Origin of the sequence: Streptococcus sp. SC1, from assembly GCF_030272855.1 — a bacterium.
In the GTDB taxonomy this organism is placed as follows: domain Bacteria; phylum Bacillota; class Bacilli; order Lactobacillales; family Streptococcaceae; genus Streptococcus.
Genome location: NZ_JAQCMU010000001.1, coordinates 475,070 through 494,219 on the forward strand (window position 1 = coordinate 475,070; position 19,150 = coordinate 494,219).

General features: G+C 44.2%; 21 protein-coding genes. 19 read left to right on the forward strand and 2 right to left on the reverse strand.

The window, feature by feature from the left end; genetic code table 11:
• Positions 1–74 precede the first annotated feature (74 nt).
• The 5 genes from PAN94_RS02480 (at position 75) to trxB (ending at position 4,475) form a co-directional block, all read left to right on the forward strand.
• Positions 75–1,418 (forward strand): DEAD/DEAH box helicase, encoded by a 1,344-nt coding sequence (locus PAN94_RS02480; RefSeq protein ID WP_285874450.1) that lies wholly within the window; start codon positions 75–77, stop codon positions 1,416–1,418.
• A gap of 208 nt (positions 1,419–1,626) precedes the next feature.
• On the forward strand, positions 1,627–2,433 hold the full coding sequence (locus PAN94_RS02485; protein WP_285874451.1) for an amino acid ABC transporter permease: 807 nt from the start codon (positions 1,627–1,629) through the stop codon (positions 2,431–2,433).
• Positions 2,433–3,176 carry an amino acid ABC transporter ATP-binding protein gene (locus PAN94_RS02490; protein WP_285874504.1) on the forward strand — a complete coding sequence of 248 codons (744 nt, stop codon included), beginning with the start codon at positions 2,433–2,435 and terminating at the stop codon, positions 3,174–3,176. Before PAN94_RS02485 ends, PAN94_RS02490 begins: the two co-directional genes overlap by 1 nt.
• A gap of 94 nt (positions 3,177–3,270) precedes the next feature.
• Positions 3,271–3,495 (forward strand): DUF4059 family protein, encoded by a 225-nt coding sequence (locus PAN94_RS02495; protein WP_045500825.1) that lies wholly within the window; start codon positions 3,271–3,273, stop codon positions 3,493–3,495.
• Positions 3,496–3,563: 68 nt separating this feature from the next.
• Positions 3,564–4,475, forward strand: a complete 912-nt coding sequence (gene trxB / locus PAN94_RS02500; protein WP_125383394.1) for a thioredoxin-disulfide reductase — start codon at positions 3,564–3,566, stop codon at positions 4,473–4,475.
• 322 nt (positions 4,476–4,797) lie between these two features.
• Here trxB and PAN94_RS02505 read toward each other — a convergent pair whose 3' ends face one another.
• Positions 4,798–5,091, reverse strand: coding sequence for a bacteriocin immunity protein (locus tag PAN94_RS02505; protein WP_285874453.1), 294 nt, complete (start codon positions 5,089–5,091; stop codon positions 4,798–4,800).
• Between the two features lie 519 nt (positions 5,092–5,610).
• Here PAN94_RS02505 and glmU point away from each other — a divergent pair.
• From glmU to PAN94_RS02525, 4 genes are all read left to right on the forward strand, one after another.
• A complete protein-coding gene (gene glmU / locus PAN94_RS02510) occupies positions 5,611–6,990 on the forward strand; it encodes a bifunctional UDP-N-acetylglucosamine diphosphorylase/glucosamine-1-phosphate N-acetyltransferase GlmU (RefSeq protein ID WP_285874455.1) in 1,380 nt (459 codons plus the stop codon).
• A gap of 8 nt (positions 6,991–6,998) precedes the next feature.
• Positions 6,999–7,550, forward strand: coding sequence for an NUDIX hydrolase (locus PAN94_RS02515; protein ID WP_048792212.1), 552 nt, complete (start codon positions 6,999–7,001; stop codon positions 7,548–7,550).
• Between the two features lie 12 nt (positions 7,551–7,562).
• Positions 7,563–7,874, forward strand: coding sequence for a cell wall synthase accessory phosphoprotein MacP (gene macP, locus PAN94_RS02520; RefSeq protein ID WP_045500835.1), 312 nt, complete (start codon positions 7,563–7,565; stop codon positions 7,872–7,874).
• A gap of 83 nt (positions 7,875–7,957) precedes the next feature.
• Complete coding sequence (locus PAN94_RS02525; protein ID WP_048792211.1) at positions 7,958–8,650, forward strand: 5'-methylthioadenosine/adenosylhomocysteine nucleosidase; 693 nt, start codon at positions 7,958–7,960, stop codon at positions 8,648–8,650.
• Between the two features lie 52 nt (positions 8,651–8,702).
• Here the strand turns inward: PAN94_RS02525 and PAN94_RS02530 are convergent, their stop codons facing one another.
• Positions 8,703–9,590, reverse strand: coding sequence for a YitT family protein (locus PAN94_RS02530; RefSeq protein ID WP_048792210.1), 888 nt, complete (start codon positions 9,588–9,590; stop codon positions 8,703–8,705).
• 180 nt (positions 9,591–9,770) lie between these two features.
• Between PAN94_RS02530 and tmk the strand changes: the two genes are divergently transcribed.
• The 10 genes from tmk to tkt all read left to right on the forward strand — a co-directional run bounded on the left by tmk (position 9,771) and on the right by tkt (position 19,096).
• Positions 9,771–10,409, forward strand: coding sequence for a dTMP kinase (tmk, locus tag PAN94_RS02535; RefSeq protein ID WP_048792209.1), 639 nt, complete (start codon positions 9,771–9,773; stop codon positions 10,407–10,409).
• Positions 10,406–11,308: a DNA polymerase III subunit delta' gene (locus PAN94_RS02540; protein ID WP_048792208.1), complete on the forward strand. Its 903-nt coding sequence runs from the start codon at positions 10,406–10,408 to the stop codon at positions 11,306–11,308. Before tmk ends, PAN94_RS02540 begins: the two co-directional genes overlap by 4 nt.
• 9 nt (positions 11,309–11,317) lie before the next feature.
• Positions 11,318–11,635: a DNA replication initiation control protein YabA gene (gene yabA / locus PAN94_RS02545; protein WP_005591852.1), complete on the forward strand. Its 318-nt coding sequence runs from the start codon at positions 11,318–11,320 to the stop codon at positions 11,633–11,635.
• A gap of 2 nt (positions 11,636–11,637) precedes the next feature.
• Positions 11,638–12,504, forward strand: a complete 867-nt coding sequence (gene rsmI, locus PAN94_RS02550) for a 16S rRNA (cytidine(1402)-2'-O)-methyltransferase (protein ID WP_048792207.1) — start codon at positions 11,638–11,640, stop codon at positions 12,502–12,504.
• A 139-nt stretch (positions 12,505–12,643) separates the two neighbouring features.
• On the forward strand, positions 12,644–13,735 hold the full coding sequence (serC, locus tag PAN94_RS02555; RefSeq protein ID WP_048792206.1) for a 3-phosphoserine/phosphohydroxythreonine transaminase: 1,092 nt from the start codon (positions 12,644–12,646) through the stop codon (positions 13,733–13,735).
• A 12-nt stretch (positions 13,736–13,747) separates the two neighbouring features.
• Positions 13,748–14,923 (forward strand): 3-phosphoglycerate dehydrogenase family protein, encoded by a 1,176-nt coding sequence (locus tag PAN94_RS02560; RefSeq protein WP_048792205.1) that lies wholly within the window; start codon positions 13,748–13,750, stop codon positions 14,921–14,923.
• Positions 14,924–15,059: 136 nt separating this feature from the next.
• The gene (locus PAN94_RS02565; protein ID WP_048792204.1) at positions 15,060–15,413 is read left to right on the forward strand and encodes an arsenate reductase family protein; all 354 of its coding nucleotides are present in this window, start codon (positions 15,060–15,062) and stop codon (positions 15,411–15,413) included.
• 167 nt (positions 15,414–15,580) lie between these two features.
• The gene (gene msrB, locus PAN94_RS02570; RefSeq protein WP_048792203.1) at positions 15,581–16,516 is read left to right on the forward strand and encodes a peptide-methionine (R)-S-oxide reductase MsrB; all 936 of its coding nucleotides are present in this window, start codon (positions 15,581–15,583) and stop codon (positions 16,514–16,516) included.
• 164 nt (positions 16,517–16,680) lie between these two features.
• The gene (locus tag PAN94_RS02575; RefSeq protein WP_005592291.1) at positions 16,681–16,923 is read left to right on the forward strand and encodes a hypothetical protein; all 243 of its coding nucleotides are present in this window, start codon (positions 16,681–16,683) and stop codon (positions 16,921–16,923) included.
• 196 nt (positions 16,924–17,119) lie between these two features.
• Positions 17,120–19,096, forward strand: coding sequence for a transketolase (gene tkt, locus PAN94_RS02580; protein ID WP_045500856.1), 1,977 nt, complete (start codon positions 17,120–17,122; stop codon positions 19,094–19,096).
• Positions 19,097–19,150: the final 54 nt, after the last annotated feature.

Sequence of the window (19,150 nt, forward strand, 5' to 3'; positions counted from 1 at the left end):
TTCTTGTCATGAGCCGAGCAGAAAAGATATTTTTCTGGTATAATAGATAAGATTAAGAGTAAACAGAGGAAAAAATGAAATTTACAGAATTTAACTTTAAAGATTATATTCAGGAAGCCCTCAAGGATCTGAACTTTGTTGAGGCGACAGAGGTTCAAGAAAAGCTGATTCCGGTGGTATTATCTGGCCGAGACTTGGTCGGGGAGTCCAAAACCGGATCAGGTAAAACTCACACCTTCTTGCTGCCTATCTTCCAGCAATTAGATGAAGAGGCGGACAGTGTCCAAGCGGTGATTACAGCACCCAGCCGAGAATTAGCAATCCAGATCTATCAGGCAGCACGTCAACTGGCTAGCTTTTCGGAGCAAGAAATTCGAGTGGCCAACTATGTCGGCGGAACTGACAAGGCCCGTCAGATTGGAAAGCTAGAGTCTAGCCAGCCCCATATCGTCATTGGAACGCCGGGGCGGATTTATGACTTGGTTGAGTCAGGTGATTTGGCTATCCACAAGGCTCATACCTTTGTCGTGGATGAGGCTGATATGACGCTTGATATGGGCTTTTTGGAGACGGTCGATCGGATTGCAGCCCGCTTGCCTAAAGACCTGCAGTTTTTAGTTTTCTCAGCTACCATTCCACAGAAGCTCCAACCCTTCTTGAAAAAATACCTGTCTAATCCGGTCATGGAGCAGATTAAGACCAAGACTGTGATTGCCGATACCATTGATAACTGGCTCTTGTCAACCAAAGGGCGAGATAAGAATGCCCAGATTTATGAGATCAGTCAGCTCCTCCAGCCTTATCTGGCGATGATTTTTGTCAATACCAAGACTCGTGCGGATGAATTGCAGGCCTATCTGACTGCGCAGGGTCTAAAAGTAGCCAAAATTCACGGTGATATCCCACCGCGGGAGCGCAAGCGTATCATGAATCAGGTCAAGAATCTGGATTTTGAATACATCGTGGCGACGGACTTGGCAGCGCGTGGAATTGATATTGAAGGTGTCAGTCATGTCATCAATGATGCCATTCCGCAGGATTTGTCTTTCTTTGTCCACCGAGTTGGTCGGACGGGACGAAATGGTCTTCCCGGCACAGCCATTACCCTTTATCAACCGAGTGACGATTCAGATATTCGAGAGTTGGAAAAGCTGGGTATCAAGTTTACTCCTAAGATAATCAAAAATGGTGAATTTCAAGATACCTACGACCGAGATCGCCGTGCTAATCGCGAGAAGACCAAGGAAAAGCTGGACACAGAAATGATTGGTCTGGTCAAGAAGAAAAAGAAAAAAATCAAGCCAGGCTATAAGAAGAAAATCCAATGGGCGGTTAATGAGAAGCGCCGCAAGACCAAGCGAGCTGAAAATCGAGCACGTGGCCGAGCAGAACGCAAGGCTAAGCGCCAGACATTCTAGCCATAAATTCTTTTTATGGCAGATATAGAAAAATTATATTTTAAAGACCAGTGAAACTATGATAGACTAGGATTACTGGTCTATTTTATTGTCATTTCCCACTTAGCTATTGAAGGTTTAAAGATTATCTATTCTTGATGCCAAATAGTTTGCATCTGGGGCAAATTATGATAGAATAATGCATTATCGAGAAAGAGAAGTAATTAAAATGTTTACAACTTATATCCTAGCTGCAAACTGGTATGAAGAGCTTTTGAAGCTCCTCCCAGACGGCAAATTATTTAGTTTACGTGCTGTTTTTGATGCCATTCCAGCGATCCTGAAAACCTTGCCTGTCACACTTTTGTTGACGCTGGGTGGGGCATTTTTCGGCATCATCTTGGCCATGATCTTCGCAGTGGTTAAGATTAACCGCACAAGAATTTTGTATCCTATTCAGGCTCTTTTTGTGAGCTTCCTCCGTGGGACGCCCCTTTTGGTTCAGCTCATGCTGACTTATTTTGGGATTCCACTCCTGCTGAAAGCCATCAATCAAAAGTATGGGACGACTTTTAATATCAATGCTATTCCTGCCTCAGTCTTTGCCATTATTGCCTTTGCTTTTAATGAAGCGGCTTATGCCAGCGAGACGATTCGGGCAGCCATTCTTTCGGTGGATCCGGGTGAGATTGAAGCCGCTCGCAGTCTGGGAATGACCAATCGCCAAGTCTATTTGCGGGTCATCATTCCAAATGCAGCAGTTGTGGCAACACCGACTCTGATCAACTCTCTCATCGGCTTGACCAAGGGAACCTCTCTGGCCTTTAGTGCGGGCGTCGTAGAAGTCTTTGCCAAGGCTCAGGCTATCGGTGGGTCGGATTATCGTTATTTTGAGCGCTTTATTTCCGTTTCCATTATTTACTGGATTGTCAATATCGTGATTGAGCAAATCGGTCGTGCGATTGAAAAAGCTATGGATATCAAGGCGCCAGCCAAGCTGGAAAAAATGGAGCAAGCGCAAGGAGGTAGGATTTGATGATTAAAATTTCCCAGTTAAGTAAGGAATTTTCTGGCCAAAAGGTCTTGGATAATCTAAGTTTGGAAATTCAAAAAGGCGAAGTCATTGCTCTAATAGGCTCCTCAGGTGCTGGTAAATCAACCTTCCTGCGCAGTCTTAATTTTCTGGAACAGCCAGACAGCGGAAGGATTGAAATTGATAACTTCAAGGTGGATTTTTCAACTATTTCACCAGATGAAATCTTGACTTTGCGTCGAAAATTGGCTATGGTTTTCCAACAGTTCAATTTATTTTCCCGTCGGACAGCTCTGGAAAATGTCAAGGAAGGTTTGCTGGTAGTTAAAAATTTGTCTGACCAAGAAGCGACTAAAATTGCCAAGGAAGAGTTGGCAAAGGTTGGCCTGTCTGATCGTGAGAATCATTATCCCAAGCATTTATCAGGCGGTCAAAAACAGCGGGTTGCTTTAGCGCGAGCCTTGGCCATGAAGCCAGATGTTCTCTTGCTTGATGAGCCGACCTCAGCCCTTGACCCAGAGCTAGTCGGTGAGGTAGAGAAATCCATTGCCGACGCTGCCAAAGCAGGACAAACCATGATTCTGGTCAGCCACGATATATCTTTTGTTTCTCAGGTAGCAGATCGGGTGCTTTTCTTGGATAAGGGGCATATTATCGAGTCAGGTAGTCCAGAGGAGATTATCAATCATCCCAAGGAAGCTAGAACCAAAGAATTCTTTGCTAGTTACAAACGGACTTATATTTGATATAATAGAAAAAGTGAAAGCTCAGTTGGCTAGACCAGCTGGGTTTGTTTTCGACTAAAACCTTTTTAAGGCAACTGATTATTTAGGAGCTGACATGTTAATTAAAATTTTTTCTCTCTATATCCAAAGTCTCATCTATACGACGATTCTGGTAGGACTTGCCGATGGTTTGTGGCTTTTATTGCAGCGGCTCGGTCGCAAGGATCGAACTCTTGCGGTAGGCCAAAGCCAAATTTACGATCTTCTTTTGATTACAATTATGACGATTCCAATTTTGTCTTTTGCGATTTTTGGTTTACTGGTTGTTCTTAAAGCTTAAATACTTGTAAAAGATGCGCTAGTTTGTTAGAATAACTGTAGTTACAACAAAGAGAAAGGAAAAAGATGATGTACGATACAATGATTATTGGAGCTGGTCCTGCGGGAATGACAGCAGCCCTCTATGCAGCTAGAAGCAATTTAAAAGTGGCCTTGCTGGAACGCGGAATTTACGGCGGCCAGATGAATAATACTGCGGAGATTGAAAATTATCCCGGTTATGCTCGTATCAGCGGACCAGAGCTAGCTGAAAAGATGTTTGAGCCCCTAGAGAATCTAGGCGTAGAGCATTTGTTTGGTCAAGTTGAGAAAATTGAAGACCATGGCGACTTTAAGAAAATCATTACTGAGGATGAGGTCTTTGAAACCAAGACAGTGATTTTGGCTCCTGGCGCCAACCATCGTCATCTAGGAGTTCCTGGAGAGGAAGAATACAATAGCCGCGGCGTTTCCTACTGTGCGGTCTGCGACGGTGCCTTTTTCCGTGATGAAGATCTCTTAGTGGTCGGAGGCGGCGATTCTGCCGTTGAAGAAGCGATTTTCCTCACGCGCTTTGCAAAGTCTGTGACCATTGTTCACCGTCGTGACCAACTGCGGGCGCAAAAGCTCTTGCAGGAGCGGGCCTTTGCCAATGAAAAAATCAGCTTTATTTGGGATTCCGTTGTAAAAGAAATCAAAGGAGATGACCGTAGGGTAACCAGTGTGGTTTTTGAAAATGTAAAAACGGGACAAATCAGCGAGTCAGACTTTGGCGGCGTCTTTGTTTATGTCGGCCTAGATCCTGTTAGCGACTTTGTCAAAGATCTGGGTATTTGCGATGAAGCTGGCTGGATTGTGACGGATCAACATATGAAAACAGCTATTGACGGCATTTATGCCATTGGTGATGTCCGTCAGAAAGACCTACGCCAAATCACCACAGCCGTTGGAGACGGAGCAGTAGCAGGCCAAGAAGTTTATAAATACATCACAGAACATTAAAGAGGAAGAGGTTGGGAATAAGATCAAAAAATGATTCATTTTTGGTCCAGTTCTTTCTACTATGGGGCTAATTTTAAATTGTAGTGGATTGAAGAGAAGTCATAATATGGAGAAGATCAACTTGGTCTTCTCTTTTTTATGGCTAGATTGTAAATATCGTACAAGAAAAAAACTCACAGAGCCTCAACTAGTGTGAACTGTAAGTTGCTAGACCACCAGCTCCACTATGAGATTCTATGAGTTTTTGATCATCATACCATATCGGAAGATGATTTACGTATTCATCTTGATATTTTCAAAAGTGCCAGTTGCAACTTATGCTCTAACAAATGCCATTCCAAGCAATACTTCCCCAATAATATTTCCATCTTGTTTTTTCAAGGTATTTTTTGAATGCGATCAATTCATCGGACTTATTCTTGAGCACCTCATCACATACAAAAGGATACAACTTAAATGCCAAATAACTGATTTGGTCCCCCTTCTGTAGCCCTTTGGCACTATTTAGGAGCTCTTCCCGTAGCTTTGAGCTAATGATGATACTATCGTTATTATAGATCCTGTCAATCTGTTGGTAGTATTCATCTCTCTTCTTGCGATTTTTAGTAAAGATCATAACTAACATCTCCTTACAACTTTGAATATATAATTGGCTGAGTAAAAAAGAAAATTAGGAAGTGGAGTTCACAATCCTTGGATTGCATCATTCCACAGTGGATCACATAATAATAGCATTGTCCTAGCAGATTTGAGACTTTCCTGCACTTTATAAGGCAGGGGGTGAACATTTGATTTTATGTCATTATAGCAAATATTTCATTACTTATCAATTTTAAATGTGTAATCACCAACTAAATTTTGATAATAGAAGCAATAGACCTATAGTGTTTAAGGAGAACAATTTGCTGGTCATTCGCTGCTATCAAAAGCTAGTATAAACGAAGGAAAAAAACGTTTTCCGCTAAAAGAACTTTAAAGAATTGGTCTGGATGGAGTGGATTGCAAATTGAGCAGAGTGATTTGGTTCATAAATCTTTTTCTCTAAGTGCGATTCCCTGCTTCTGCAATTAGCATTTTAAAAAATTCTCTTTTAGTGGTATAATAAGGGTAATATCTTAGAGAAAAGAGTTCATTTATGACAAATTATGCCGTTATTTTGGCTGCGGGTAAGGGTACCCGCATGAAATCAGATTTACCAAAGGTATTGCACAAGGTAGCAGGAATTTCCATGCTAGAGCACGTTTTCCGCAGTGTTAGTGCGATTGAGCCTGAGAAGACTGTTACTGTTATCGGGCACAAGGCGGAGCTGGTCGAGCAAGTCTTGGCTGGTCAGACAGAGTTTGTCCGTCAGACCGAGCAGCTGGGAACTGGTCACGCGGTTATGATGGCCGAGCCTGTTTTGGAAAATCTAACTGGTCAAACCTTGGTCATTGCTGGCGACACTCCCCTGATTACGGGAGAAAGCTTGAAAAATTTGATTGATTTTCATATCAATCACAAGAATGTTGCGACAATCCTGACAGCAGAAGCGGACAATCCATTTGGTTATGGCCGGATCGTGCGCAACCAGCACGGAGAAGTGATCAAAATCGTTGAGCAAAAAGATGCTTCAGATTTTGAGCAGCAAATCAAGGAAATCAATACGGGTACTTATGTCTTTGATAATGCCCGTCTCTTTGAGGCCCTCAAAAATATCAATACCAACAATGCTCAAGGCGAATACTATATCACAGATGTGATTGGCATTTTCCGCGAGAATGGTGAAAAAGTTGGTGCTTATACGCTGAAAGACTTTGATGAAAGCCTCGGTGTCAATGACCGCGTGGCTTTGGCGACAGCTGAAAGCATTATGCGTCGCCGAATTAACCAGCAGCACATGATTAACGGTGTCAGCTTTGTCAATCCAGATGCGACCTATATTGATGTAGATGTAGAAATCGCGCCTGAAGTGCAAATTGAAGCCAACGTGACTCTGAAAGGTCAAACCAAGATTGGGGCAGAGACGATCCTGACCAATGGGACTTATATTGTAGATTCAGAAATTGGTCAGCGAGCGGTCATTACAAACTCGATGATTGAAGAGTCTAGCTTGGCAGATGGTGTGACGGTCGGTCCTTACGCCCATATCCGTCCAGGTTCTAGTCTGGCCAAGGATGTCCATGTTGGTAATTTCGTTGAAGTCAAGGCGTCTTCGCTAGGTGAAAACACTAAAGCTGGCCATCTAGCCTATCTTGGAAACGCTGAACTGGGAGCCAATGTCAATATTGGGGCTGGTACAATTACGGCCAATTACGATGGGCAGAATAAGTATAAGACGCTGATTGGGAATAATGTTTTTGTCGGCTCTAATTCAACTATCGTTGCTCCAGTAGAGTTGGGTGACAATTCATTGGTTGGTGCAGGCTCGACTATTACAAAGAGTGTTCCAGCAGATGCTATCGCGCTAGGACGTGGTCGCCAGACCAATATGGCAGAATACGCTAAGCGTCTCCCTCATCACCCTCAAAATAAGTAGGTGCAACCATGGAATTTGAAGAAAAAACCGTCCAACGGACGGAGATTTATCAAGGACCGATTTTTAAAGTGGTTCAGGACCAAGTGGAGCTGCCAGAAGGCAAAGGTCAAGCCCAACGGGATTTGATTTTTCATAATGGGGCGGTGGCTGTGATTGCCATCACTTCGGAAAATAAGATGATTTTAGTCAAGCAGTACCGCAAGGCCATTGAAGCGACTTCTTACGAGATTCCAGCTGGCAAGCTGGAGGTAGGAGAGAATGCAGATCCCCAAGCGGCTGCCCTCCGAGAATTAGAAGAAGAGACTGGCTACACTGGGCAGTTGGAGTTGGTCTATGATTTCTACTCTGCTATCGGTTTTTGCAATGAAAAAATCAAGCTCTACAGCGCCAGCCATTTAACAAAGGTCGAAAACCCTCGTCCCCAAGACGAAGATGAAACATTGGAACTTTTTGAAGTTAGTCTGGAGGAGGCGGAGCAGTTGCTGCAAAATGGTGACATTTGTGATGCCAAGACCATCATGGCCCTTCAGTACTGGCAACAAAAAAATCTGAATAAATAGGAACGTAGATCAATGGGAAAAGCTTTATTAACAGATGAAATCATTGAGCGGGCCAATCGTGGAGAACATATTGATGGTCCCTTGCTGATGGACGATGAAGAAACTAAGGTCATTTCTATTGCTAGAAAAGGAACTTTCGGTTATGCTGCTCCACGGCAAGCTGTCAATCAGGATACTCTGCAGATTGAAGTTGAACCGACAGTTATCAAAAGTCGTCGAATCGAAAATCAAAAACGAAGTATTTTTCAGGCTAAGTTAAACAAAATCCTGTTCTGGATTGTACTTCTTTTGATTGGATTAATTGCGGCCATTATTTGGCTATGATAAAGAAGGGGAGTGACGGAAACGAGAAAATGAAACTCTGCCTCCTCTCCCTCTTTTTAATGTAAAAAAGGAAAGAATAAATCATGAAAATCGGAATTATCGCGGCTATGCCTGAGGAATTGAAGCTGCTGGTAGAGCATCTGGAGATGGCTGAGAAACACCAGCGCCTAGGGCATGTTTATTATACTGGTCGGATTGGCCATCATGAGGTTGTCTTGGTGGAAAGTGGAATCGGCAAAGTCATGTCAGCCATGAGTGTGGCTGTTTTAGCCAATGATTTTGAGGTGACGGCGGTCATCAATACGGGTTCCGCTGGAGCAGTGGCTCCAGGTCTAGAAATTGGAGATGTAGTGGTGGCAGATCGTTTGGTCTACCATGATGTGGATGTGACAGCTTTTGGCTATGACTACGGTCAAATGGCACGGCAACCCCTCTACTATGAAGCCAGTCGCTACTTAGTTGAGGAGATGAAAGCAGTGCTGGAAAAGACCCAGCAGACGAGCCGAGTTGGTTTGATTGCGACGGGAGATAGCTTTATCGCTGGACAGGACAAGATTGACCAAATTAAGGAGCATTTTCCTGATGTCTTGGCAGTAGAGATGGAGGGAGCAGCCATTGCTCAAGCTGCTCATTCTCTTGGTTTGCCTTTTATGGTCATTCGTGCGATGAGCGATACAGCTAGCCATGATGCCAATATCACTTTTGATGAATTTATCCTAGAAGCAGGGAAGCGCTCAGCTGAAACCCTGATTCAATTATTGAATAACTTAGACTAAAAAAGACTTCAGAATGATTGTTCATTCTGAAGTCTTTTCGTGTAGGATTAATTTATTTGACGATAGGCTGTTTATTAGAGTCTAAGGTAAAACCTTCTCCTAAAATTTCATGGGCTTCTGTAATAGTTGTAAAGGCAAATGGATCGATGTCATTGATGAGTTTCTTCATTTGCTGCATTTCGTTACGAGAGACAACGCAATAAACGATTTGCAAATCTTGCTTGCTATAGAAGCCCTGTCCTTGCAGATAGGTAACGCCTCTTCCAAGTTTTTCATTGATAGCTTCAGCTAGTTCTATTGGTTTGCTGGTGACAATCAGGAAGCCTTTGCCCGCGAAACCACCTTCAGCAATCAAGTCAATAACACGAGAGGTGATAAAGACAAACATGAGTGTATAAGAAACCATGCGTAGATCTTTAAAGACTAAAAGAACCAGAGAAATCACGATAAAGTCGACTGTCAGCATGAGGCGGCCCATGGAGATACTGGTATATTTATTGAAGATACGAGCTACGATATCGGTACCACCAGTCGTTCCCCCGGCATTGAAAATGATGCCTAAACCAACTCCAAGAATAATTCCTGTTCCAAGGCAGGCCAGTAAGACGTCGCCGTCTAAGGAAGAAAAGAAATAGTCTTGTAAATGTTTGGAGGCAGGCAGCATCTCGAATACTTTGAGCCAAGCTGATACAGAGAAAGTTCCTAAAATACTAAGGTAAAGGGTGCGATTTCCCAGTAATTTCCAAGCGAGAATAAAGAGTGGAATATTGATGACCAAATTGGTGGTTGATACAGGAATCTTGAACAGGTAGTAGACAATCAAGGTGATCCCCGTTGCTCCGCCCTCATATAAGTGAAAAGGAATCACCAAATAATGAATCCCAAAAGAAAAAATTCCAGCCCCCAGAATGATGGCCAGTACATTTTTAAATTTAAACATTAGACTCTCCTAAGAATTTTCTGACTCTATTTTATCAAAAGTTTTCATTTTTGAAAATAATATGAAATAGTTTTCGAGAAATTCTTCTATGGGCTTTTGGGATAATTTTTGGTACAATAAAGCATAGACTAAAATAGGAATTTCTGCATCCAATGGCAGAATGAATGTAAAAGGAAAACGATGAAAAAAGGTGTTTTTATATCACTAGAAGGGCCAGAAGGTGCTGGGAAGACCAGTGTATTAGAGGCTTTGCTTCCTCAGCTGAAAGAGATGGGCTATGAGTTGCTGACGACGAGAGAGCCTGGCGGTGTCGCTATTTCTGAAAAAATCCGCGAGGTGATTTTGGATAAGGGGCACACAGCCATGGATGCTAAGACGGAGCTGCTGCTTTATATTGCCAGCCGATGTCAGCATTTGGCGGAGAAGGTTCTGCCCGCCTTGGAGCAAGGGACATGGGTCTTGCAAGATCGTTTTATTGATAGCTCGGTAGCCTACCAAGGCTACGGCCGGGGCTTGGCAGTTGACGATGTAGAATGGCTCAATCAGTTTGCAACAGATGGCCTCAAGCCGGATTTGACTCTTTATTTCGATATTGATGTCAAGGAAGGGCTGGCTCGCATTGCTCGAAATAAGGAGCGTGAAGTCAATCGTTTGGATTTGGAAGGTCTCGACCTGCATGAGCGCGTGCGTCAAGGCTATCTGACTATTTTAGAAAAGGAACCAGAACGTGTCGTTAAGATAGATGCTAGTCAGCCGCTAGAGCAAGTAGTGGCCGACAGTTTGGCAGTTATCAAAGAGCGTTTTATCAAAGAAAAATGACAGTAGAAGATTTACGTCAGTCTCAGCCTAAGCTTACAGAAACTTTTCAGCAAATATTGGAAGCAGGGCGGCTCAATCATGCTTATTTATTTTCGGGAAATTTTTCTAGTTTTACCATGGCTTTGACCTTGTCCCAGAGTCTCTTTTGTGAGAACCGTCAGGGAGTTTGGCCCTGCGGTACTTGTCGGGCTTGTCGCTTGATTGAGAGTGAGGATTTCTCAGATGTGACGGTTGTGCGGCCAGTGAATGGTATTATCAAAACGGAGCGCATTCGTGAGTTAGTGAGAAATTTCTCCCAGAGCGGTATGGAGGGCAATAGACAGGTCTTTATCATCTGTGATGCAGATAAGATGCATGTCAATGCTGCTAATTCCCTCCTCAAGGTCATCGAAGAGCCTCAGAGTGAGATTTACATCTTTCTTTTGACAGCCGATGAGCATCTGATGTTGCCTACCATCAAGAGCCGAACACAGATTTTTCACTTTCGGAAGGATCAGGCTGCTCTCCAGCACCAGCTGGAAGAGGCTGGCTTAATTAAAAGTCAGGCTGAGTTGCTGGCTGCATATAGCCAGACCCAGGAAGAGGCCGATCAGCTGGTGTCCAACAAGCCTTTCTTTGAGCTGGTCAGTGAGAGTCAGCGCTTTGTCAAGGCTGCCTTGACCAATGAGAATCAGGCTTATCTCCAAGTGGCCAAGCTGGCTAAACTGGCTGAGGACAAGGATAAACAGGAGCAGGTCTTTAAAATCTTGGAAGTCTTGCTGGCCAAGGAACTTGGAAGCGAGGCAGGTCGCAAGAAACTGGAAGATCTCTTGGAAGCAAAGAAGATGTGGCGAGCCAATGTATCTTTTCAAAATGCTCTGGAATACATGATTTTAAAAGCCAGTGCCCAAGCAAGATAGGAGCAGACAATGAATAAAAAAGAACTATTTGATGCCTTGGATGATTTTTCTCAGACGCTTTTAGTGACCCTTGCCGAGGTAGAGGCCATCAAGAAAAATCTCAAGAGTGTCGTAGAGGAAAATATCGTCCTCCAGCTAGAAAATGACAAGCTGAGAGAGCGACTAGGTGAGGTAGAGCAAGCAGCACCGGTTAAAATCAATAAAAATCGGGACAATCTTCGCAAACTGTATTACGATGGTTTTCATGTGTGTACAGATTTCTATGGTCAACGCCGAGAAAACGATGCAGAGTGCATGTTCTGCGATGAGTTGTTATTCAGGGAGTAGAAATGCAGATTCAGAAGAGTTTTAAGGGACAGTCGCCTTACGGCAAACTGTATTTGGTGGCGACTCCCATTGGAAATATGGATGACATGAGCATTCGCATGGTCAATACCCTCAAGGAAGTGGATGTCATTGCGGCCGAAGATACCAGAAATACAGGTCTTCTACTCAAACACTTTGGGATTGAGACTCGACAGATCAGCTTTCATGAGCACAATGCTCAAGAAAAGATACCGATCTTGCTGGACTTGCTCAAATCAGGTCAAAATCTAGCCCAGGTATCCGATGCTGGCTTGCCTAGCATTTCGGATCCGGGTCATGATTTGGTCAAGGCGGCTATTGCTGAGGACATTGCTGTGGTGACGGTTCCGGGGCCCAGTGCTGGGATTTCCGCTCTTATTGCCAGTGGTTTAGCGCCTCAGCCTCATGTTTTTTATGGTTTCTTGCCTCGTAAGTCTGGGCAACAGAAGGAATTTTTCGAGAGTAAAAAGGCTTATCCAGAGACACAGATCTTTTACGAATCTCCTCATAGGGTCAAGGCTACGCTGGAAAATATGCTGGAAGTTTATGGCGATCGCTCAGTGGTCTTGGTTCGTGAGCTCACCAAAATCTACGAAGAATACCAAAGAGGAAGGATTTCTGAGTTGATAGACTATCTAGCGGAAAACTCTCTTAAGGGCGAGTGCCTCCTGATTGTGGCTGGTGCAAGTCTAGAGAAGGAAGAAAAAGCGGATGCGGATCTCTTGGCTGAAATTGACAGCTTGGTCCAATCCGGCAGCAAGAAAAATCAGGCTATTAAAGAAGTGGCCAAAAAATACGGGCGCAATAAGAGCCAACTCTATGCCCTTTATCATGAAGAAGACAGAAACTAGTCCTATTCGACTAGTTTTTTTGTTCAAAAACCTCCTTTTGTTCGGGAATTTCCCCAAAAGAAAAATAACTTTGAAAGAATTATAGAAATTTTCTGAACATTGTGATATGATAGACAAAATACATTTTTGGAGGTAGGATATGACCATTTACAATTTTTCTGCTGGACCGGCAGTATTGCCCAAGGAAGTCTTGAAAAAAGCTCAGGCTGAGTTTTTAGACTATGCCCAAAGTGGCATGAGTGTGATGGAGCTGTCCCACCGATCCAAGGAATTTGACGATATTATCAAAGAAGCTGAGAGCTTGCTGCGTGAGCTCATGGCTATTCCGGACAATTACCGCGTGCTATTTCTGCAGGGTGGGGCTTCTACTCAGTTTAGTATGATTCCGCTTAATCTAGCACAAGGCGGCAAGGCCTACTACCTAGTGGCTGGATCTTGGGGAAAGAAAGCTTACACTGAAGCAGTCAAGCTGTCTAAGTTCATTCCGTTTGAGCCTATTCTTTTGGCTTCGTCAGAGGACTTAAATTACACGGAAGTTCCTTCGTTTGATGAAAAGGAGATTGATCCGCAGGCTGCTTATGTGCATCTGACAACAAATAATACCATTGAAGGAACGGCTATCTACGACCTGCCTTCGACCAATGGCGTGCCGATTGTAGCGGATATGTCTTCTAATATCCTGGCTGCTCAGTACCGAGTAGAGGATTTCGGTTTGATTTATGCTGGGGCTCAGAAGAATATCGGACCAGCCGGCGTGACAGTGGTCATCATTCGTGAGGATTTGCTCAATGATGAGCCGGTTCTGTCTAGTATGCTGGACTACCGCATTCAGGCGGACAATGACTCTCTCTACAATACACCACCGACTTTCGCCATCTATATGGCCAAACTGGTCTTTGAGTGGGTCAAGGAGCTGGGTGGCGTAGCAGAAATGGAAAAGCGTAATCGTGAAAAATCTGGCCTTTTGTACGACTTCATTGAGCAGTCGGACTTTTATCGCAGTCCAGTCCGTTACAAGGAGCAGCGCTCAGTCGCCAATATTCCTTTCGTATCTCCAAGTCCAGAGCTGGATGCCAAGTTTAATAAAGAAGCTGCAGCAGCGGGATTCAAGAATATCAAGGGGCACCGCAGCGTAGGCGGCATGAGAGCTAGTCTCTATAATGCCTTTCCGCTCCAAGGTGTCAAGGACTTGATTGCCTTTATGCAGAAATTTGAAGAAGAAAATTCTTAAGAGAGGGAAACTATGGTCTTTAGTGTCAAAACCTTTAACAACATCAATCAAATCGGGCTCAAGGAGCTGGGCAATGCTTTTCAGATTGACGGAGATAAGTCTGACAATCCGGATGCTTATATCCTGCGCAGTCAAAACCTGCATGGACAGGAATTTCCAAGCAAGCTCAAAGCCATTGCGCGAGCGGGGGCAGGAACCAATAATATTCCTGTCGATCAGGCAACGGCTCAGGGAATTGTGGTCTTCAACACACCAGGAGCCAATGCCAATGCGGTGAAAGAAGCGGTCTTGGCTTCCATTCTCCTGTCTGCTCGTGACTATATCGCAGCTAACAGTTGGGCTAACGGCCTTTCTGGAGAAGATGTTCCCAAGCAAGTGGAAGCTGGTAAGAAACAGTTTGCTGGGACAGAGATTGCAGAGAAGACTTTGGGAGTCATTGGGTTAGGAGCAATCGGTGGCCGTATTGCCAACGATGCCTATCGTCTGGGAATGAATGTCCTTGGCTATGATCCTTATGTATCCATTGAAACAGCTTGGAATATCTCTAGCCATGTCAAGCGGGTAGCAGACATTAAGGAAATCTTTGTGAAGAGTGATTATATCACTATCCACGTCCCTCTGACTGAGGATACACGCGCTACTTTTGATCGGGCTGCTTTTGGTCTTATGCAAAAGGGAACAACCCTCATCAACTTTGCTCGTGGCGAGCTGGTGGACAACGCTGCCCTCTTTGAAGCCATAGAAGCTGGTGTAGTCAAGCGCTATATCACAGACTTTGGTGTAGAAGAGCTGCTCCGTCATCCACAGATTACTGTCTTTCCGCATTTGGGTGGCTCGACAGAGGAAGCTGAGCTCAACTGTGCCATTATGGCTGGGAAAACCATCCGCCGTTTCATGGAAACAGGAGAGATTATCAATTCAGTAAATTTCCCTAATGTCCGTCAGGCTCTCTCAGCGCCTTATCGGATTACCCTGATTAACAAAAATGTACCGAATATTGTGGCTCGGATTTCAACAGCGGTCAGTGATTTAAATATCAATATCGACAATATCATCAACCGCTCTAAAGGCGACTATGCATATACTCTGCTGGATCTGGATGAGTCAGACGAAGGCAAGATTCAGGAGCTGGTTGATAAATTTGAAAACAGCGACAATATTGTGCGCGTGCGTTTGATTAAAAAATAATCGAGAAATAGACGGTGTTTCTTTATGGAGTGCGTCTGTGCCTGCCGATGAGCCTTTCACTTGTCGGCTTTTTCTAATGAGTCTCAGCTTGACAAGAAGGAGCTAGCTGGGCTATCATAGGGACGGAGGAAAAACAATGTTACAATTTATCGAATACCCAAAATGCTCTACCTGCCGTAAGGCCAAGGCTGAGCTTAATCAATTAGGAGTAGACTTTGAAGCGGTGGATATTGTCAAGGAAACGCCTAGCCAAGAGCAACTTTTGAAATGGATGACTCATTCAGATTTAGAGATTAAGTCTTTCTTTAATACCAGTGGTATCAAGTACCGAGAGTTGGGGCTCAAGGATAAGGTGCCTCAGTTTTCTGCTGAGGAGGCAGCCGCACTTTTGGCGACCGACGGCATGCTGATTAAGCGACCACTGCTAGTCCAAGATGATCGGATTGTGCAAATTGGTTACCGAACAGAATACAAAGAACTAAATCTGTAATCAAAGATGGGAAATTTCCTGTCTTTTTATGTTTTGCTGAAACAATTGAATTTGGCTAATCCATAGGGGCGCAGTATTTGATATGATTTCTAAGAAAGTCCCAATCAAAATCCTATAAAAGTTTCTCTTTTTATGAGAAAATAGAGGAAAAGATTGGAGGGATGTTTATGGCAGAAATTTATCTAGCAGGCGGCTGTTTCTGGGGCTTGGAGAAATATTTTTCTCGGATTGAAGGCGTTGAGGAGACGACAGTAGGCTATGCCAATGGACAAGTAGAGTCCACCAACTACCAGCTCATTCACCAGACGGACCATGCGGAGACGGTGCACTTAATTTATGACGAAGAAAACATCAGCCTGCGAGAAATTTTGCTCTACTATTTCCGAGTCATTGACCCCTTATCTATCAACAAACAGGGTAATGATATAGGCCGTCAGTATCGGACAGGTGTTTACTATGTCCGAGAGGAAGATCACGACATTATCGAGCAGGTTTTTGCTGAGCAGGAGGAGCAATTAGGACAAAAGTTGGCTGTAGAGCTAAAGCCCTTGCGCCATTATATCTTGGCCGAGGATTATCATCAGGATTATCTCAAGAAAAATCCGACGGGTTATTGCCATATCAATGTCAAGGATGCTGAGCAGCCCTTGGTAGATGCGGGCCATTATCCTAAGCCTAGCCAGCAGAAACTCAAAGCAGTGCTAAGTGAGGAGCAGTATCAGGTGACCCAGCAGAGCGCAACGGAGCGCCCTTTCCATAATGCTTACAATAGCACTTTTGAGGCAGGGATTTATGTTGATGTGACAACTGGCGAACCACTCTTTTTTGCGGCTGACAAGTTTGAATCTGGTTGTGGCTGGCCTAGCTTTGCTCGTCCTATCGCTCGCGAGCTTATCAAGTATTATCAAGATTTGAGTCATGGCATGGAGCGAATTGAAGTGCGGAGTCGCTCAGGAAATGCCCATTTGGGTCACGTCTTTACCGACGGTCCGCAGGAATTAGGCGGTCTGCGCTACTGCATCAATTCAGCAGCTCTGCGATTTATCCCGAAAGAGCAAATGGAAGAGGAAGGCTACGGCTACCTGCTATCCTATATGGACTAATGCTCACTTTCGTCGCTTGTCAACCTTCTCAAAATCTAGCTAAACTAGCCAGAAATAATCAGCCAATTTCCTCTTTTCTAACGCTCCAAGCATTTATATATGTAAATACCATAGAAAAGTGTATAATGGTTAGGAAAAGATAAATGTTATGGAAGGAATGCAAAATGGAGAAATTGGATATTACTACAATGTCTGATTATAAAAAGGTAGAAGCTGTTATTCAATTACTAATCGATGGAGTTTTGACCAGCTATCGTGTGGCGACAGATGCCAACATCAGCAAAATGAGCATCTTGACACTGGTCAAAGGTAGCAGCAAGATTAAGAATATTACTTATCAAACGGCTATTGCTCTGATTAATTGGTACGAAGAAAATCATGAAAAATATGGTATTACTATTCAATAAGTAGCCGATTTTACAGGGAAATATATAACTAGAATTCTATGAGTGCTTGCTTGTGGGATTCTTTTACTGAAGGAAAGAATAGCCTTTCCATTATTGCAGGAAAGGCAAAAATTTCATATAATGGAAATAAGAAAAATGAGCGTAGGAATGTCTGCTGGTTGTAGCAGCCCGCTAAATTTTTTATAAGGAGAATTCAATGTCACAATTATCTGTTAATGCCATTCGCTTTTTAGGAATTGACGCGATTGAAAAGTCTAAGTCAGGTCACCCCGGCGTCGTGATGGGTGCTGCGCCAATGGCTTACGACCTATTTACTAAACAACTGCGTATCAATCCAGAAGAGCCAAATTGGATTAACCGCGATCGCTTCGTTCTGTCTGCAGGACACGGCTCTATGTTGCTTTATGCCTTGCTCCATCTGTCTGGCTTTAAAGATGTCAGCATGGAGGAAATCAAAAACTTCCGCCAATGGGGCTCTAAGACACCAGGTCACCCAGAGTTTGGTCATACGGCTGGAGTTGATGCGACGACTGGACCATTGGGACAAGGGATTTCTACAGCGACTGGATTTGCTCAGGCAGAGCGTTTCTTGGCTGCCAAGTATAATCGTGAAGGCTACCCGATTTTTGACCATTACACTTATGTCATCTGTGGTGATGGCGATTTGATGGAGGGAGTTTCAGCTGAGGCGGCTTCTTACGCTGGCCTGCAAAAGCTGGACAAGTTGGTTGTTCTCTACGATTCAAATGATATCAACTTGGATGGGGAAACTAAGGATTCCTTTACAGAAAATGTTCGTGCCCGCTATGAAGCCTATGGTTGGCATACTGCTTTAGTCGAAGACGGAACGGATATTGCAGCGATTGATGCAGCTATCAATGAAGCGAAAGCTTCTGGCAAGCCATCTTTGATTGAAGTTAAGACGGTTATCGGTTACGGTTCTCCAAACAAGCAAGGAACCAATGCAGTTCATGGTGCTCCTTTAGGAGCAGAAGAAGCGGAAGCCACACGTCAAGCCTTGGGTTGGGACTATGCGCCATTTGAGATTCCTGAGGAAGTCTATGCAGATTACCGTACAAATGTGGCAGAGCGTGGTGCAGCGGCATACGATGCTTGGAAACAGCTGGTAGAGGACTACAAGCAAGCCCATCCAGAATTGGCAGCAGAAGTAACAGCTATCATTGCTGGTCAGGATCCAGTAGAAATCAAACCAGAAGACTTCCCAGTGCTTGAAAATGGCTTCTCTCAAGCGACTCGTAATTCTAGTCAGGATGCCCTCAATGCAGCAGCTAAGGTGCTTCCAACTTTTCTCGGCGGTTCTGCTGACTTGGCTCATTCTAATATGACCTATATCAAGGAGGATGGCCTGCAAGATGATGCCCACCGTCTCAACCGCAATATCCAATTTGGTGTGCGCGAGTTTGCTATGGGAACAATTCTCAACGGTATGGCGCTTCATGGTGGACTTCGCGTTTACGGTGGTACCTTCTTCGTCTTCTCAGATTATGTTAAGGCAGCTGTCCGTTTGTCTGCTCTGCAAGGTTTGCCAGTGACTTATGTCTTCACTCACGATTCAATTGCGGTTGGTGAAGACGGTCCGACTCATGAGCCGATTGAGCACTTGGCTGGTCTGCGTGCGATTCCAAACTTGACTGTCCTTCGCCCAGCAGATGCACGTGAAACCCAGGCAGCTTGGTATTTAGCCCTTAAGAGCCAATCTACTCCGACTGCTCTGGTCTTGACCCGTCAAAATCTGACAGTCGAAGAAGGCACAGACTTTGACAAGGTCGCTAAAGGTGCTTATGTAGTCTACGAAACAGGAGCAGATTTCGATACTATCTTGTTGGCTTCTGGTTCTGAGGTTAATTTGGCTGTTGCAGCTGCTAAAGCACTTGCAGCAGAAGGCGCTAAAATCCGCGTGGTCAGCGTGCCATCAACAGAGCTTTTTGACGCTCAAGATGCAGCCTACAAAGAAGAAATTCTGCCAAATGCAGTTCGTCGCCGTGTAGCGATTGAGATGGCAGCTAGCCAGCCTTGGTACAAGTATGTCGGTCTAGACGGTGCAGTTATCGGAATCGACCAGTTCGGTGCATCTGCTCCAGCAGGCAAGGTTCTGGAAGAATACGGCTTTACAGTTGAGCACGTAGCAGAAGTTGTTAAAAATCTTGAATAAAAGACATAAAGTCAGGGTGCTAGGCATCCTGATTTTTTTGGAAAATATTTTCCT